Here is a 15216-nt window from a genome sequence, read left to right as displayed (position 1 = left end):
TGCCGGGTGCCGGGTTCGCGGCGGAGTCCGCGGCTGATCCCCCGTTCGCCGCCCGCCCCGCGGTCAGAGGCCGGCGGCCTTGCGCTCCTCCGGCGTCAGCGGTGCCTCCTCCAGCCTCGGTCTGAGGGGCCCCGCGGCTGCCGCCAGCAGGACGCCCGGTGTGAGGAGGACCTCCGGGCCGCGCTCCAGGGAGGTCACGTCGGTCAGACGGCGCGCGATACGGCCGTTGCCGGTGGCGGTGAGCAGGAGCCGGTTCACGTACGCGGCGACCAGCCGGTCCCGCCGCGTGGGCCCGGCCTTTGTCGCCCCCTCGTAGAACACGTCCTGCCCCGTGGCGAGGTCCCAGGCCACGCCCACCGGACGGGCCACCGCCTTCTGTATCCGCCGCGCCAGACCGGGCGAGCCCCAGCCCTGACGCCGGATCACATCCCGTAGCGCGAGCGCGCTTTGGGCGGCGACCGCCATACCGTGCCCGTAGACCGGGTTGTACACGGCGAGCGCGTCCCCGATGACGGCGAAGTTCTCCGGCCGGCGGGACATCCGCTCGTAGAACCAACGCCGGTTGGCGGTGGACCGCGTGAACGCCACATCGCCCAACGGCTCGGCCCCGGCGATCAGTTCGCCGATGAGCGGATGCCGCAGCTCCTCCCGGGCGTACCGTACGAAGTCGTCGTTGTCGGGGGAGGGTTCGCCACCTCGCGTCCCGGACAGCATGACGATCCACCGCCCGTCCTCGATGGGCACCAGGAAGGCGGACCGGCCGGGCCCCGGCCGCCGCGCGTCGGCCTGAACGGCGACCACCGGGAACCCACGCCGGGCCCCCTCCGGCGCGCGGAAGACCCGGCTGGCGTACGCGAGACCGGAGTCGACCTCCCGCTTCTCCGGCTCGGGCAGGCCGAGCGCCGCGAGCCAGTGAGGTGCGCGGGAGGAACGGCCGGTGGCGTCGACGACCAGCCCGGCTTCGAGGACACGCTCGGTGCCGTCGTCCTGGCGCACCCGTACCCCGGTCACGGCCGCCTCGCCGCCGACGAGCCCGAGCACCTCGGTGCGCTCCAGCAGGTCGACACGGTCGTCGGCCAGCACCGCCGTACGGACGGTCGCGTCCAGCAGGTCCCGCCCGGCCAGGAGGTTGTGGTGGGACACGGGCCAGCGCCGGTACCAGCCCTGCGGCGACAGGATCACCATGTCCGTGGTGACCGCCTGCCGGTGTGCCCCGGCCGCCAGCAGCCGCTCGGTGGTACCGGGCACCAGCTCCTCCACGGCCTGGGCCCCGCCCGACCACAGCATGTGGGCGTGGCGGGCCTGCGGCAGACCCCGGCGTGGACCGGGCCGCTCGGGCAGCGCGTCCCGCTCGACGACCGTGACCTCGTCCACGAACCCGGCCAGGGCACGGGCCGCGAGCATGCCGGCGAGGGAACCACCGAGCACGATGGCGGACCGGACGGCGGCGGGGCGTTCACTCATGTATGGGCACACCGCTCTCTGTGCGGGAGGCGGCGGCGAGCACACGCACCGCCTCGATCTCGACGGGCTCGCGAAGCGCCAGCGACACGGCCTCGATGTCCTGGAGCAGATCGGTGAAGTCCGAGGAGACCGCGAACTCGGGGACGGCCGAACGGCCCGGCGCTCCCGCCAGGTCCCCCTCCACACTCTCCGGGTCTCCTGCGCCCGCCCGGTTCCTTGCGCCTGGCTGGTCTCCTGCGCCCGCCCGGTTCCTTGCGCCTGGCTGGTCTCCTGCGCCCGCCCGGTTCCTTGCGCCTGGCTGGTCTCCTGCGCTCGGCTGGTTCCTTGCGCTCGGCTGGTCTCCTGCGCCCGCCCAGTCCCTTGTGGCCGGCTGGTCCCCTGCTCCCGCCAGGCCCTCCACGTCCGGCAGGTCACCCGAACCCGCCGCGAGCCCCGGAAAGACGAGCGGGCCCGCCGTGAGCGTGGCCGTCGTCCCGCTGTCGGGCGACCGCCTCCGGGTGGCCACCGCGTCCTGGATGGTCACGGCGGCGGCGAGGGCCTTCGCGCGCCCGGGCTCGTGGCCGAGGTCCAGGGCGGCGTCGTACGCGCGACGCCGCAGGTCCTGGTCGAGGTGGCGGGTCAGCCGGAGCAGGGCGTCGCGGATGAACGTCTCCCGGCGGGTGAGGCGCAGCTCCGGCGTGGCGCGCAGTGCGAAGGGGACGCGGGAGTCGTCGACGGTCCGGGTCAGCAGGTACAGGGGCCGAAGCCGCCGGTGGCCGGCCCGCACCCGCCAGCGGTCCTGCAGATACTGGCCGCCGTGCGGCAGGATGAAGCCCACCGCGATACAGATGGCCGCCAGGGCGACGACCGGCGGCGCCACATGAGTGCTCAGCCAGTCGAGGTCGTGCCCCGTCCAGCGGGCGACCACCGCCGTGAGCTTCGAGGCGTCGAACACCAGATTGAGCGCGCAACCCAGGCCCAGCGCCTTCAGGCCGCCTCGCAGCCACAGGTCGAGGCCGTCCGCGCGGACCCAGTTGCGGATCAGCCCGTAGGTGATCAGACAGGCCGCCGTGTGCGCGAGGAGGTAGAGCAGGATCTCCTCGCGCATGAAGGGCGTGGTGGCGTAGTACGTGTCCAGATCGCGCAGCCGCTCGCGGGGGACGTCCGCCAGCGCGAACAGCGCCCACAGGGCGACGATCACCCCCGCGTACACGCCGACGACCCACCGCATGAGGCGGCGGGTCGCCGGTGACCGGTCCGCCGGGCCGTAGCGCCACGCGACGATCAGCAGCAGACAGGACGCGCAGAACGCGGTGATGAGGGAGTACACCCAGGGCGCGGCGACGTTCGGCACGCCCGTGACCCGGTTGGTCCAGGCGATGACCGACGGCACCGCGAACACGAAGACGCAGCAGGCGAGCAGCAGCAGCCCGCCGACCGCCCGCAGCAGCGAGTCCCGCCACAGCTTCACGATGCTGGGAAGCTTGATCACCAGGGCGGCGGTCAGTACGGCCGTGGGGATCCAGAACGAGATGTACAGGTCACCGAAGAAGTCGGCGGGGCTGAGGGCCCCGGTCGTCGTCGCGGGCACGGCCGTCCCCCTCATCTCCGGTGCCTGCGATAGCCCAGCGACGCCTGGATGGCCTGCCCGACGGGGTCGGCCGGGTCCGCCGGATCGGCCGAGCCGCCCTGCCCGGTGTCCACCCAGGAACGGAAGACGGTCGCGAGCCGGTGGCCGAAGTCCTCGGCCTCCTGCTCGTCGGATTCGTGCGAGCCGTTGCGGGCCGCGATGGGCGTGCCGCCCTGCCCGAGCGCGGCGGACAGCTCGGGGGAGAGCGGCGACGGCGCGGACGCGCGCCGATCACCCGACTCGTACGACCTACCCGGCTCACCCGACCCATTCGGCTCACCCGGCTCACCCGCCTCATCGGACCGCGCGAGCGTGGCGGCGTCCGGGCCCGGCAGATGGCGATGACAGTGCCCGGCATGCATGTGCCACAACTCATGCCCCAGGATGACCAGTTGCTGCACGGTCTCCGCCCGCTCCTCGACGATCACCAGGTCGAAGTCGGGGAACTCCATCCACAGTCCGGTCACCCCGATCCCGTCCGGAAACCGCTCGAACCGCAGCTTCACCGGCCGCCCGCCCCGCCGCGCACTCATCTCCGCACACAACGCCGCGCCCAACTCCCGTACGTCGACGGGCGCGTCGAGCCTCCCTCGTACCGCCCTGCTGAGCCCGGCGGTCAGTTTCCGCATCTCGGCGGCGGACCGCGAGGGCAACAGCGCGGCCCGGACCCGGCCGACGGCCCCGCGCAGCCCCGCGATCGCCATGCCCCGGGCGGCCCGCCCGGCCCACGGGCGCCCCTCGCTCCCGGCGCGGTCGCCCCCGGTGCCCTCGCTGCGGCTCATCGCCGGGTCTCCTCGTCGTCCACGCCGAGCAGCCCTTCGAGCATGACGGCGAGAGCCTCCTGCTTGCGGCGCGTCAGCCGATGGCCGCGCAGCGCGAGTGTGACGACCCCGTGCCGGGTGGCGAACTCGACCAGCGGCCCGTACTCGACCAGCGGCCCGTCGTCGTCCGTCTCACCCTCAAGTCCTGCCAGCAGGCGGCCGAGTTCCCGGTTCAGGACGGTCGCGGCCGGGTCGGTGAAGAACCGGACGCCCTCCTCGATGCCGAAGAACCCCGCGAGTTCGGTCAGGTCGGGTACGTTCGGCATCTTCTTGCCGAGCAGCAACTGCCGGGCCCACTCGGGACTGATCGAGAGCCGCTCCGCGACCTCCTTGCAGACCTCACCGGCCCGCTTCCCGCTCCGCGCGACATACGCCTCGTGCAGCGCCCGCACCCGCCCACGCACCCGGTCGTCGACCCGGTCGGCCACCGGTGCGCCCCCGTCGAGCAGGGCCCGCACCGCGTCCCCGTCGAGGGCCGTTCGTTCCGCCAGCGTCTGTACGTCAAGAAGCAGACCCCGGTCGGCACCGGTCTCCGTGATACGGGCGTCGAGTCGCGTCAAGGTCTCGGCAAGGGCGTCGGGGAGTGCAGGCACGCGCCGACCCTACGTGCCCTCCGGCACCGACACCACGAGAATCCAACGATCGTTGAATTTTGACGAACGATAGTGGTGCACGCGCCCCTTCAGGGGTACGGGGAACCGCGCGACAAGCCACAGAGGGGCCACCCCCGCCCGATCGGTGCGCCTGGCGGACGAACAGGCGCACGCCACCTGGACGCACGACCCCATTGACTCGCCCCGACTTCGACCATAGCGTCCCGTTCGGCTCAACGATCACCATCCGTAATACCGAACGCCGAACGCCCAACGCCGAACGGCGAACGGCGAACAGCGAACAGCGAACAGCGAACAGCGAACACCGAAGGGGTAGCCCCCGATGACCCGCACCGCCCGCTTCACCCTCGACCCCGCATTCAAGGTCGGCGAGGTCAACCCCCGACTCTTCGGCTCCTTCGTCGAACACCTCGGCCGCTGCGTCTACACAGGCATCTACGAGCCGGACCACCCCGCGGCCGACGAGGCGGGCCTGCGGACCGATGTGCTGGACCTGGTCCGGGAGCTGGGCGTCACGACGATCCGCTACCCCGGCGGCAACTTCGTCTCCGGCTACAAGTGGGAGGACTCCGTCGGCCCCGCCGAGGACCGCCCGCGCCGCCTCGACCTCGCCTGGCGCTCCACCGAGACCAATCGTTTCGGCCTCTCCGAGTACATCGCCTTCCTGAAGAAGGTCGGCCCCCAGGCCGAGCCCATGATGGCCCTCAACCTCGGCACCCGCGGAGTCGCCGAGGCCCTCGAACTCCAGGAGTACGCCAACCACCCCGCCGGCACCGCCCTCTCCGACCTCCGCGCCACCCACGGCGACAGGGACCCCTTCGGCATCAAGCTCTGGTGTCTCGGCAACGAGATGGACGGCCCCTGGCAGACCGGCCACAAGACGGCGACGGAGTACGGTCGTGTCGCCGCCGAGACCGCCCGCGCGATGCGCCAGATCGACCCGGACGTCGAACTCGTCGCCTGCGGCTCCTCCAGCCAGTCCATGCCGACCTTCGCCGAGTGGGAGGCGACGGTCCTGGCGGAGACGTACGACCTCGTCGACTACATCTCCCTGCACGCCTACTACCAGCCCGAGGACGGCGACGTCGACTCCTTCCTCGCCTCCGCCGTCGACATGGAGTCCTTCATCGAGAACGTGGTCGCCACCGCCGACCATGTGGGCGCGAAGCTCAAGTCCAAGAAGAAGATCAACCTCTCCTTCGACGAGTGGAACGTCTGGTACATCTCGGAGTGGCACGCGATCGAGAACTCCGGCGCGCGGGACTGGGCGGAGGCTCCGCGCCTCCTGGAGGACAACTACAGCGTCATGGACGCCGTCGTCTTCGGCTCCCTCCTCATCGCGCTCCTCCGTCACGCCGACCGCGTCACCGTCGCCTGCCTCGCCCAGCTCGTCAACGTCATCGCCCCGATCATGACCGAGCCGGGCGGCCCGGCCTGGCGGCAGACGACGTTCTTCCCGTTCGCCCAGGCCGCGAAGTACGGGCGGGGCGAGGTGCTCGACGTACGGGTGGACTCGCCGACGTACGAGACCAGGAAGTACGGCGAGGCTGATCTGCTGCACGCGACGGCGGTGCGGGCCGAGGACGGGTCGGTGACCGTGTTCGCGGTCAACCGGGGGCGTACGGACGCGCTGCCGCTGGAAGTCTCCCTGAACGGCCTGGAGTTGACACGGATCGTCGAGCACAGCGTGCTGGCCGACGCGGACCCGGACGCGCGGAACACACTGGCGGAACCCGAGCGGGTCGCTCCGCACGCGGGTGAGGGGGCTTCCTTGCAGGACGGCGTGCTGAGCGCGGTCCTGGAGCCGATGTCGTGGAATGTGATCCGGCTCGGCTGAGAGTCCGGGATCGTCTGCCGTCTGCCGTCTGCCGTCTGCCGTCTGCCGTCTGCCGTCTGCCGTCTGCGGGTTGCCGGTGGTTGCTCGCGCGGTTCCCCGCGCCCCTTGGGGCGCGGGTCGCCTGCGACGTGGAGCGATCGCCCGTCCGCGTGGTCGACAATGTTGGCCATGAGGATCTCGGCACGGGCGGATTACGCCGTACGCGCGGTACTGGAAGTCGCCGTACGCCAGGAGAACGGGCCGGTGAAGGCCGAAGCCATCGCGACCGTGCAGGAGATCCCGCACAAGTTCCTCGAGGGCATCCTCGGGGACCTCAGGCGCGGCGGCCTGGTCACCAGCAGGCGGGGTGGCAGCGGCGGGTACCAACTGGCCCGTGAACCCTCCGCCATCACCGTCGCCGACGTGATCCGAGCCGTCGACGGGCCCATCGTGTCGGTACGGGGTGAGCGGCCGACCGGGCTGACCTACACCGGATCCGCCGAGCCGCTGCTGCCGCTGTGGATCGCGCTGCGGGCCAATGTCCGCCGCATCCTGGAGGGCGTCACGGTGGCCGACCTCGCGGCCGGCACCCTGCCCGAGCCGGTGAAGGGGCTGGCGGCGGAGCCGACGGCCTGGGAGAACCCGTGACCCCGTAGGTGCGGGGTAGGTGCGGGGTAGGTCCGGCGGGCGGCTGCACGGGATCGTTACCTCGCGCTCAGCCTGTCCTCAGCTTGCTCTCGTAGCGTTGCCGCGCGGTCAATCCCTACTCAACCGGTGGGAAAGACCGGAAAGGCCGGAAAGAGCGGCGACGGAAGACGGGACGAGGAAGAGATGCGGACGCTGGTACTGCTCGCACTGGCGGGCCTGGGCGCCCAGCTCGTGGACGGCAGCCTGGGCATGGCCTACGGCGTGACCTCGACGACTCTGCTGCTCGCCATGGGCACCAACCCGGCCATCGCCTCGGCGACGGTGCACCTCGCCGAGATCGGTACGACCCTGATGTCGGGCGCCTCGCACTGGCGGTTCGGGAACGTGGACTGGAAGGTCGTCGCCAGGATCGGCGTACCGGGCGCGGTGGGCGCATTCCTGGGTGCGACCGTCCTCTCGTCGCTCTCCACCGAGGTCGCCGGTCCGGTGATGTCGCTGATCCTGCTCGGCCTCGGCCTTTATGTCCTGTCCCGCTTCACCCTGCGCGGCCTGCCCGAGGAACGCCTCGGCCGGCCGTTGCGGAAGCGGTTCCTGTCCCCGCTCGGCCTGGTCGCCGGTTTCCTCGACGCGACCGGCGGAGGCGGCTGGGGCCCGGTGGGCACCCCCGCCCTGCTCGCGAGCGGCCGCATGGAGCCCCGTAAGGTCATCGGCTCGATCGACACGAGCGAGTTCCTCGTCGCGGTCTCCGCGAGCCTGGGCTTCCTCTTCTCCCTCGGCTCCCAGGGCCTCGACTGGGCCTGGGTGGCCGCGTTCCTGCTGGGCGGGATGGTGGCCGCGCCCATCGCCGCGTGGCTGGTCCGCCTGGTCCCGCCGAGGGTGCTGGGCTCGGCGGTGGGCGGGATCATCATCGCGACGAACGTCCGCACGCTTCTGAACAGCGACTGGATCGCGGCGTCGGGCGCGCTGAGGACCGTGGTGTATGTCGCCGTGTACGCGCTCTGGGCGGCGGCCCTGACGCACTCGATCCGAGAACACCTGAAAGAGAAGGCCGCCACCCCCGCGTCCCGAAGAGGCGCGGGGAACGGCGCGACCAGCCACGACGAGCCGGTGGCAACCCACAATGGCTAGGACGCGTTCGGGCGATCACGCGTCCCGTCAGGGTGGTAGCGGCGGAGGAACCTGATGAGTGGACTGGAGATGAGCCGCGCGGTCGCGGTCGCGCTCGTGCCGGGTGTTCTTTCGGCCTGGAAGTCGTCCGGGGCCGGGTCGGGAGGGTTCGGTGCTTGGGCCGGGCAGGCCGTCCACGGGCGGATGCGCACGGGGCTGTCCAAGACCGCTCCGATGCCGTGATCACACCAGTCACCCGCTGATCGTCGCGTTTCAAGGGATAGCAATCAGGGCCGCTCACGTGATCTCCTCCATACAGCACGTGCGATGGCTGAGAGGGCGTATGAACAGGCAGGGCATGCTGGGGCGCGGCGTGAGAGTCGGCCTGCTGATGGCTTGCGTTCCGGGCATCCCATGGGCTGCTCTCGCTCTGGGGGTGGCCGCGGTGGAGTTTCTTAGGGGAGGGGACACGCAGCTTGCCGCTCGTAACGTGCGCTATGGAGGGCTGCTCTTCGGAGGAAGTTTGCTGGCTGGTGTGCTGATGGGCTTGATTCTCGGTGGAGGACTGGCTCTTGCGTCTCGCGCCCTCACCCGCGCATGGCAACTTGCCCTCGTGGGAGCACTGCTGGGAGTGCTGGTCTTCCCGGCCGAGTTCGTGGTTGTCGCGATAGGCACAGATGGGGCTTATCTGCAGCTTGGGACGACTCTGTTGGCGTGGCCGGTAATGACGGTGATGGCAGCCGCGCACAGCGCTGACATTGCAGGCCGAACCCGCACACGCACATGGCTCTGGAGTCCAGGGCCGGCACAGCGGCTCGGGCGAGGCTGACCACCGTGCAAGCCCTGGCGCCCGAGCCTCCGTTCTGGGCTGCCTGAGGCCGCGCACGCCAGTAGTTTCGGGACTGCCCTTGGTCACATGACCGGCCGGATAAATCCCGGGGCCTGCGCAGGTCCCGCTTTGCGATGCTTGTCGCCGGGTCCGGGGCTGGCTGCCGAATAGATGTTGACGTTCACGAGGACATCGGGGGCGTCGCCGTTGTCCCCAGACGTGTATGTGTACTCAGCCATGAGGGAGAACGGCATGGAGCCATCCGAACTCCGCCGCGCAGTTGAGGCAGGACGGGCGACCGCTGCGGAGTTGCGCCTTCAGGTCGACGATGCGATCGTCCTCCACAACTCGGACCGCCTCGCGCTGCGCCTGGTCCCCTGCGATGTTCTGGCTCGGGTCGCGCCTTCGGGGCATCTGGCTGATTCAGAGTTCGAAGTAGAGGTCGCTCGCCGTCTCGCCGACGTCGACGCTCCGGTGGCTGAGCTCGACCCTCGGGTCGAGCCCCGAGTCCACGTGCGTGACGCCTTCGCCATCTCGCTCTGGACCTACTACGAGCCTGTGCGGTCAGAGATCGCGCCGGTCGACTACGCGGACGTGTTCCTGCGGCACCATGCCGCCCTGCGCCGGATCGATCTGGGCGCACCGCATTTCACCGATCGAGTCGCCGTGGCACTGAGAGCGGTGAACGACCGGGAGCAGTCCCCCGAACTGCCCGCTTCTGACCGGGAACTCCTCGGCGACACACTCGGTGGACTGAGCGCCGCGATCAGCATCGACAGAACGGGCGAGCAGCTGTTGCACGGCGAGCCTCATCCGGGAAACCTCCTGAACACGAGGAGAGGGCCGCTTTTCGTGGACCTCGCCACGTGCTGCCGTGGCCCGATCGAGTTCGACCTCGCCCACGCGCCCGAAGAAGTGGGAAAGCACTACGCGGGGGCCGACCACGGCCTGATTCACCGGTGCCGCGCCCTGAACTGGGCCATGTTCTCGGCCTGGCGCTGGCGCCGGAACGACCAGATGCCCGACCGGGGCCACTGGAGAGTGGAGGGACTCAACCAGGTCCGTGCCGCACTCGATCGCGGCGAACTTGGCTGAACTGGAGACGCAGAGGCTGCCGGTTCCCGATCCGCTGCTCCGTGTGCGGCATCCCGACACGGAGCAGCGGACGAACACGGCCGGCTTGAGAGGAGATCTCATCCCCTCGACCTGTGCCCACAGCACCTACCCGTGCACCTGCCCGGACACGGACTGGTCATCTGATCGGCCGGGAAAGTGCTGGAAGGCTAGACGCTGTCCACACCCACGGTGATCGTCGCCTTGTATCCGTCGGAGACACCGCTGCCCAACGCGGTCAGCGTCAGCAGCCCGCTCGACGCACCCCCGTCGTCATAGATGCTGTCGTCGGACAGCGTCGTCTCCGGCGTCGTGTTGTCCGAGTACGGGGAGGTCGCCTGGACCTCCTCGTTGATGTCCTCGTCGAAGAAGAGCTGACCGGTGTGGATGACCTCGCCGCCGGTGTACGAGTCGTCGGTGAGGGTGACGTCCGTATGCACTCGCATATGCACATGGACCGCGCGGGAGATGTAGTGACCGGGCCAGATGGACGTGATGTTGCACTGCCCGTTCTCGTCGGTCATCTGGCCGCCGCGCAGGAAGGTGCCGTTGTCCTCGTAGTCGTGCCCGTTCCCGCCGACGAACCCGGAGTACTCCCCGAGGTGGTCGCAGTGCCAGATCTCGAGCAGGGCGTCGGCGAGAGGCGCGCAGTCGTTCGCCACATCGACGACGGTGAAGGTGTACCGGACCTCGAAGCCCTCGGTCTCCTCCCGGATGTCCTCGCGGACCAGGGCCCCTTCGAGGGAGTACGGACCCTCGGTGACCTCGGCGTTCAACACACAGACACTGCTGGTGGAGGCGGAGCCGGTGGTGCCGCTCTCGGCGGTGCCGGCCTCCGTGCTGGTGCTTTCCGTGGTGGTGTTCGCGGCCGCGAGCCCGGCCGCCGCGAGGCCACCCGCCGCCGCGACCGAGGCTCCACCGATGAGCACCCGCCGCCGCCGAACACCCTTGTCCCGCCGGTGTTTTGCTCCCGCGTCCCGCGTCGGGTCCTGGTGTGCGTGCTGCGGGTTCGTGTTCTCCGTCATGCCCACGAAACTAGAAGCGCACCTGAAGGAATCCTTAATGTGCGCCTGTGAATACGCTGGGAATGTAAGTCTCAACCCGCTTGGTTTTAGGTCTAGTTGGGACACATTGGCCCAACCCCTTCTGTTCGCCGGTCACCGGCCGAAGCCGACAGCCATCGGTCGGGTTGTGTCCCCACGTGCGCCGTCGATGCGACCGAGGGGCTGATCGAGAACTGGTCACGCGGAAGGGCTCTCGATCCGGTGTCGCCGCTGCCGTCCCGGATCGCCCTTGTCCGCCAGGGTTGGATAGGGTCGATGACGCTCTCACCTCGTGGCGCCGCACGAACGGGCTTTGGCGGTCGGCCGCTGTGTCGCTCGGTGGCTCGACGAACCGCTCACGCAGCCAGGCCGGCCAGTTGGAATTCGGTGACCAGATTGTTCCGTGTCGCGAAGGCCGCCACGACCGGGCGGTCTCGGGCCGGGGCCCACGGTTTTGCCCTTGTTCAGATCGCCGCTCTCTGCGGCTCCGTGGCGACCCGCTGCGTCGAAATCGCCGTCGGGATCGCAGAGCCATGCCCCGTCGTCCTCGGAGTCGTCCTCCGGCAGGTCGAACTGCGCGAGCCACTCCTCGCGGGTTTTGAAGGGGGCAGGTGGAGGCTCGTCGATATAGCCCAGTGCCGTCTTCCAGAAGTCGGCCAGAAGCTGTGCGTTCGCGCAATCGAGGGTCAGATCGATTTGGCCGCCATGCCAGGACCGTACTGCACACCTCTGACAGCTACCGCCGTCACCGGTGCTCGTGATCCCCCGGAGAGCGCCGGCTGACCTTCGTGGACATGTAGTCCATCAGTCGTCGCAGTTCAGAGCCGGTTCACTTGCTTCAGCGGCCGACAAGGACCGTACTGATCCACGCGGTGACGTCGTCCTCCAGGGCCTTCACGGACGTGTGGACGCCCCGTAGGGCGAGCTTGCCAGTCAACAGGCCGAACCGAGGAGGCGCGGATGCACGCGTGACCCGGGGGACTGCGAAGACCTCCCCACTCGTCCGCGGACGCCTCCCGCCGCTCACCCCAGCCGCACAGCCAGTGTCACCTCCGCCCCCGCCCCCGTCAGGTCCGTCGTGACCGTGAGGCGGTCCGTGACCAGGTGGGCGAGCCAGAGGCCGCGGCCGGGGCAGGTGTCGGTGAGGCCGGGGAGGAGTTCGGGGATGGCGGGGGTGAAGCCGGGGCCGTCGTCGGTGATGCGGCACTCCAGTTCGTGGGGGAGGCGGCGGAGTTCGAGGCGGCCTCGGCCGCCGGCGTGTTCCACGGCGTTGGCGGCGATCTCACTGACCGCGAGGGTGAACTCGCCGAGCCGGACGCCACCGAGCCCCGCCGCCGCGGCCGTGTCCTCCACCTGGGCGCGTACCTGGGGGAGGTTCTCGCCCGTGAAGTGGCGTGTCAGCAAGAGCGTTTCGGCGGTGAGGCCGGGGGCGTCGCCGCCCGGGCCGCCGATCGTTCCTGCTCCGCCGTCCGTCTCCCCGCCCGGCATCACGGCCGCCTCCTCTCGATGGGTGTCGATGGGTACGAGCACGAGGTGCTGGGCGTCAAAGGTGAACTGCCGCACCTTGCCCACGCTAGCCGCGCTCGCCGGATGAGTACCCAGGAGATCGAGAGGACATCACGCCTGGTCGGAACCGTGTGAATTCGACCGAGTCGTGATCGATTTCGCTCGACCCGGGCTGATCGGTTTGCGTTCACCGATCAGTCAGGCCCGGCTGCCCCGGTCCGCGAAACGGCACCGGCCCCTCCCGTACGGTCTGGGAGGAGCCGGTGCCGTCGTACGCGGAGTACCGGACGGGTTACCTCAGCTGGATTCCACCCCCACCGTCAGCGACCCCGCGTACCCGGCCGTCGGCGAGCTGCCCAGGGCCGTCAGGGTGAGGAGGCCGGAGGCGGCGCCTCCCTCGTCGTAGATGGAGTCCTGGGCGAGCGTGGTGCGGGGGACCGTGTTTGCCGAGTAGGGGGAGAGCGCGCCGACACGCGTGGTGACGGTCTCGTCGAAGAAGAGCTGGCCGGTGTGGAGTTCCTGACCGCCCGTGAACGAGCCGTCGGAGGTGAGCGTGACGTTCGTGTGCACCTTGAGGTGGATGTGGATGCACCGGCCCCGGTACCAGCCGGGGTAGACGGTCGTGATCTTCGCGACGCCGCTGGAGTTCGAGAGCACGGCGCCGCGCAGGAACGTGCCGTTGTCGGGTTCGTTGTGGCCGTTGTTGCCGACGAACCCGGAGTACTCACCGAGCGCGTCGCAGTGCCAGATCTCCACCAGCGCGCCCGCGAGCGGCGCGCAGGTGTCGTCGTCCACGACGGTGAGGGTGAGCACCAGCGGGAAGCCGGTCTTGTCCTCGCGGATGTCGGCGCGGACGAGCTGTCCGTCGAGGTAGTAGGGGCCTTCGGTCATCTCCTTGGTGAGGGTGCAGACGGCCGCGGCGGCCACGGGAGCGGTGTCCCCCGTGTCGGCCGTCCCGGTTGTGGGGGCTTCAGGTGTGGCGGCGGCGCCCACGGCCAGGGTGGCGGCCGTGGCGCCGGTGGCGATCAGTACGGTGCGGCGCCCGATCGGCGTCGCCCCCGGCGCGTCCGCCGCCGTGGCCGCCTGTGTCGCCTTTGCTGCCTCTGAGGGCACTGAAGTGTCTGTCATGGACACGGCACCCTAGGAGCGGAGTCTGTCGACCAGCTGTCAGTTCGGCAAAGTGAACAATCGTCAAGGTCCTTGTGAGACAGGTGAGTTGGGGTGATGCTCCGCACGATCGTGGGGGACTACTTCGCCGCCCTGGCGATCGATTCCAGGACCTCACGCGGGTTCCCCTCCGGAGTCACCGCCCTGCCGATCTGCTTGCGGATCGCCGCGGCGACCTCGGACCAGTTGGTCTCGGCGACGGGGTAGAGGCGAAGGTTCTGGAGCGTGTCGAGGCCGCTCCACAGCGACCGGTGGGCCTTGTCGGCGCGCATCGCGTCGGCGGCGGAGGTGGTGACGGGGAGCAGTTCGTACTGGGCGGCCTGCTCGGTCACGTACTTGTCGGTGTAGAGGAAGTCGAGGAACTGCCCGATGGCGGTGCGACGGTCGTCGTTCTTGAAGGCGATGACCCAGTCCGCGGTGCCCATGGTGGGCGTCTGCTTGCCGTCGCGGCTCGGCAGCGGCACGGCGCCGTAGGGCACGGAGTCGGAGGAGTCCTCGATCTGACGGACCAGCGACAGCGGGCCGTTGACCATGGCCGCGTCACCGGTGAGGAAGGCGTCGACGGCCTCGCCCCGGTCCAGCTCGCCGGGTGCGACGGGGCCGGTGAGACCCTCGCCGACCAGGTTCTTCTTCAGCCAGGTCAGTGTCGCCACGTTGGTGGAGGAGGCGATGTCGTAGCGGTTCGTGGAGTCGGTGTAGCCGCCGTCGCCGGCCAGCAGCCACATCAGAGTCTCGGCCTCCGCCTCCTCCGGGCCGAGCGGCACGGCGATCGGGTACTCCACCCCCTGCGCCTTCAACGCCCGTGCCGCAGCGAGGAGTTCGTCCCAGGTCTTCGGCGGCTCCAGGCCCGCCCGTTCGAACAGGTCCTTGTTGTAGTAGAGCAGCCGGGTGCTCGCGGTGAACGGCAGGCCGTACTGCGCCCGGTCCATCTCCCCGGCATTGGCGAGACTCTGGACGAACGAGGCCTGGACCGGGACCGACAGCACCTCGTCCGCGCTGTAGAGCAGGTCCTGTGCGGCGTACTCGGAGTAGCTGTCCGTCTGCACGATGTCGGGTGCCTCGCCCCGCTCGACCAGGGCGGCGACCTTCTCGTCGACCTCGTCCGGGTCGTAGACCTGCACGTCCACGTTGATGCCCGGGTGCTCTGCGCCGAACGCCAGGGTGACCCGGTCCCAGTAGCCCTCGGAGTTCTTGTGAACGCTGTCGCCGTAGTTGGTCGCGACGACCGTCAGGGAGACCGTTCCCGACTCGGCGTCCGCGCTGCCGCAGCCGGACAGCCCGGCGGCGAGTCCCAGCGCGGCCGCGGCCGCCACGATCGTCCGGGCGTTGTGGCGCACGGTCCACCCACTTCCAGCTTCCAGCCGAACCTGAGATGCGTAAGTACAGGAGTAGAGATTGGGCTTGATCGTATGGCGCGCACCGGCGCGTACGGGGCCGCAGGTGTTGCGTTTTGATTCCGACGGCGTGACGGGCGTGACG

13 protein-coding genes and 1 pseudogene are annotated in these 15216 nt (G+C 70.0%); 5 read left to right on the top strand and 9 right to left on the bottom strand.

Annotated features, from left to right (window positions below):
• Window positions 1-63: 63 nt before the first annotated feature.
• From OG858_RS14290 to OG858_RS14275, 4 genes are all read right to left on the bottom strand, one after another.
• The gene (locus tag OG858_RS14290) at window positions 64-1464 is read right to left on the bottom strand and encodes an NAD(P)/FAD-dependent oxidoreductase (protein WP_319064718.1); all 1401 of its coding nucleotides are present in this window, start codon (window positions 1462-1464) and stop codon (window positions 64-66) included.
• Complete coding sequence (locus OG858_RS14285; protein ID WP_327748939.1) at window positions 1457-3049, bottom strand: MAB_1171c family putative transporter; 1593 nt, start codon at window positions 3047-3049, stop codon at window positions 1457-1459. The genes OG858_RS14290 and OG858_RS14285 overlap by 8 nt, the downstream gene beginning before the upstream one ends.
• Window positions 3046-3777, bottom strand: a complete 732-nt coding sequence (locus OG858_RS14280) for a toxin-antitoxin system, toxin component (protein WP_319259687.1) — start codon at window positions 3775-3777, stop codon at window positions 3046-3048. Before OG858_RS14280 ends, OG858_RS14285 begins: the two co-directional genes overlap by 4 nt.
• Before the next feature lie 74 nt (window positions 3778-3851).
• A complete protein-coding gene (locus OG858_RS14275; RefSeq protein ID WP_328544827.1) occupies window positions 3852-4487 on the bottom strand; it encodes a transcriptional regulator in 636 nt (211 codons plus the stop codon).
• A 343-nt stretch (window positions 4488-4830) separates the two neighbouring features.
• Here OG858_RS14275 and arfA point away from each other — a divergent pair, with 343 nt between their 5' ends.
• From arfA to OG858_RS14250, 5 genes are all read left to right on the top strand, one after another.
• Window positions 4831-6345: an arabinosylfuranosidase ArfA gene (gene arfA, locus OG858_RS14270; RefSeq protein WP_328544828.1), complete on the top strand. Its 1515-nt coding sequence runs from the start codon at window positions 4831-4833 to the stop codon at window positions 6343-6345.
• 168 nt (window positions 6346-6513) lie between these two features.
• Window positions 6514-6972, top strand: coding sequence for an RrF2 family transcriptional regulator (locus OG858_RS14265; protein WP_037704419.1), 459 nt, complete (start codon window positions 6514-6516; stop codon window positions 6970-6972).
• Window positions 6973-7098: 126 nt separating this feature from the next.
• Complete coding sequence (locus OG858_RS14260) at window positions 7099-8100, top strand: sulfite exporter TauE/SafE family protein (RefSeq protein WP_328544829.1); 1002 nt, start codon at window positions 7099-7101, stop codon at window positions 8098-8100.
• Window positions 8101-8154: 54 nt separating this feature from the next.
• Window positions 8155-8322: a hypothetical protein gene (locus OG858_RS14255; protein WP_179200796.1), complete on the top strand. Its 168-nt coding sequence runs from the start codon at window positions 8155-8157 to the stop codon at window positions 8320-8322.
• 838 nt (window positions 8323-9160) lie between these two features.
• Window positions 9161-10003 carry a phosphotransferase gene (locus OG858_RS14250; RefSeq protein ID WP_319316832.1) on the top strand — a complete coding sequence of 281 codons (843 nt, stop codon included), beginning with the start codon at window positions 9161-9163 and terminating at the stop codon, window positions 10001-10003.
• A 188-nt stretch (window positions 10004-10191) separates the two neighbouring features.
• Here OG858_RS14250 and OG858_RS14245 read toward each other — a convergent pair whose 3' ends face one another.
• From OG858_RS14245 to OG858_RS14225, 5 genes and pseudogenes are all read right to left on the bottom strand, one after another.
• Window positions 10192-11046: an intradiol ring-cleavage dioxygenase gene (locus OG858_RS14245; protein WP_328544830.1), complete on the bottom strand. Its 855-nt coding sequence runs from the start codon at window positions 11044-11046 to the stop codon at window positions 10192-10194.
• 531 nt (window positions 11047-11577) lie between these two features.
• A pseudogene (locus OG858_RS14240) lies at window positions 11578-11760 on the bottom strand (VOC family protein); the annotation flags it as partial.
• Window positions 11761-12087: 327 nt separating this feature from the next.
• The gene (locus OG858_RS14235; protein ID WP_319064805.1) at window positions 12088-12552 is read right to left on the bottom strand and encodes an ATP-binding protein; all 465 of its coding nucleotides are present in this window, start codon (window positions 12550-12552) and stop codon (window positions 12088-12090) included.
• 315 nt (window positions 12553-12867) lie between these two features.
• On the bottom strand, window positions 12868-13698 hold the full coding sequence (locus OG858_RS14230; protein ID WP_408059400.1) for an intradiol ring-cleavage dioxygenase: 831 nt from the start codon (window positions 13696-13698) through the stop codon (window positions 12868-12870).
• A 119-nt stretch (window positions 13699-13817) separates the two neighbouring features.
• Window positions 13818-15074 carry an ABC transporter substrate-binding protein gene (locus OG858_RS14225; protein WP_319064715.1) on the bottom strand — a complete coding sequence of 419 codons (1257 nt, stop codon included), beginning with the start codon at window positions 15072-15074 and terminating at the stop codon, window positions 13818-13820.
• Window positions 15075-15216 lie beyond the last annotated feature (142 nt).

It is taken from the genome of Streptomyces europaeiscabiei (assembly GCF_036346855.1).
GTDB lineage: Bacteria > Actinomycetota > Actinomycetes > Streptomycetales > Streptomycetaceae > Streptomyces > Streptomyces europaeiscabiei.
This window is presented reverse-complemented; position numbering and strand designations above follow the sequence as displayed.

Bases quoted from the DNA above. Each gene is read 5' to 3' on its own strand.
- OG858_RS14255 (WP_179200796.1), top strand. From the start codon at position 8,155: ATGAGTGGACTGGAGATGAGCCGCGCGGTCGCGGTCGCGCTCGTGCCG.
- OG858_RS14250 (WP_319316832.1), top strand. From the start codon at position 9,161: ATGGAGCCATCCGAACTCCGCCGCGCAGTTGAGGCAGGACGGGCGACC.
- OG858_RS14280 (WP_319259687.1), bottom strand. From the start codon at position 3,777: ATGGCGATCGCGGGGCTGCGCGGGGCCGTCGGCCGGGTCCGGGCCGCG.
- OG858_RS14285 (WP_327748939.1), bottom strand. From the start codon at position 3,049: ATGAGGGGGACGGCCGTGCCCGCGACGACGACCGGGGCCCTCAGCCCC.
- arfA (WP_328544828.1), top strand. From the start codon at position 4,831: ATGACCCGCACCGCCCGCTTCACCCTCGACCCCGCATTCAAGGTCGGC.
- OG858_RS14235 (WP_319064805.1), bottom strand. From the start codon at position 12,552: ATGCCGGGCGGGGAGACGGACGGCGGAGCAGGAACGATCGGCGGCCCG.
- OG858_RS14245 (WP_328544830.1), bottom strand. From the start codon at position 11,046: ATGACGGAGAACACGAACCCGCAGCACGCACACCAGGACCCGACGCGG.
- OG858_RS14230 (WP_408059400.1), bottom strand. From the start codon at position 13,698: ATGACAGACACTTCAGTGCCCTCAGAGGCAGCAAAGGCGACACAGGCG.
- OG858_RS14290 (WP_319064718.1), bottom strand. From the start codon at position 1,464: ATGAGTGAACGCCCCGCCGCCGTCCGGTCCGCCATCGTGCTCGGTGGT.
- OG858_RS14265 (WP_037704419.1), top strand. From the start codon at position 6,514: ATGAGGATCTCGGCACGGGCGGATTACGCCGTACGCGCGGTACTGGAA.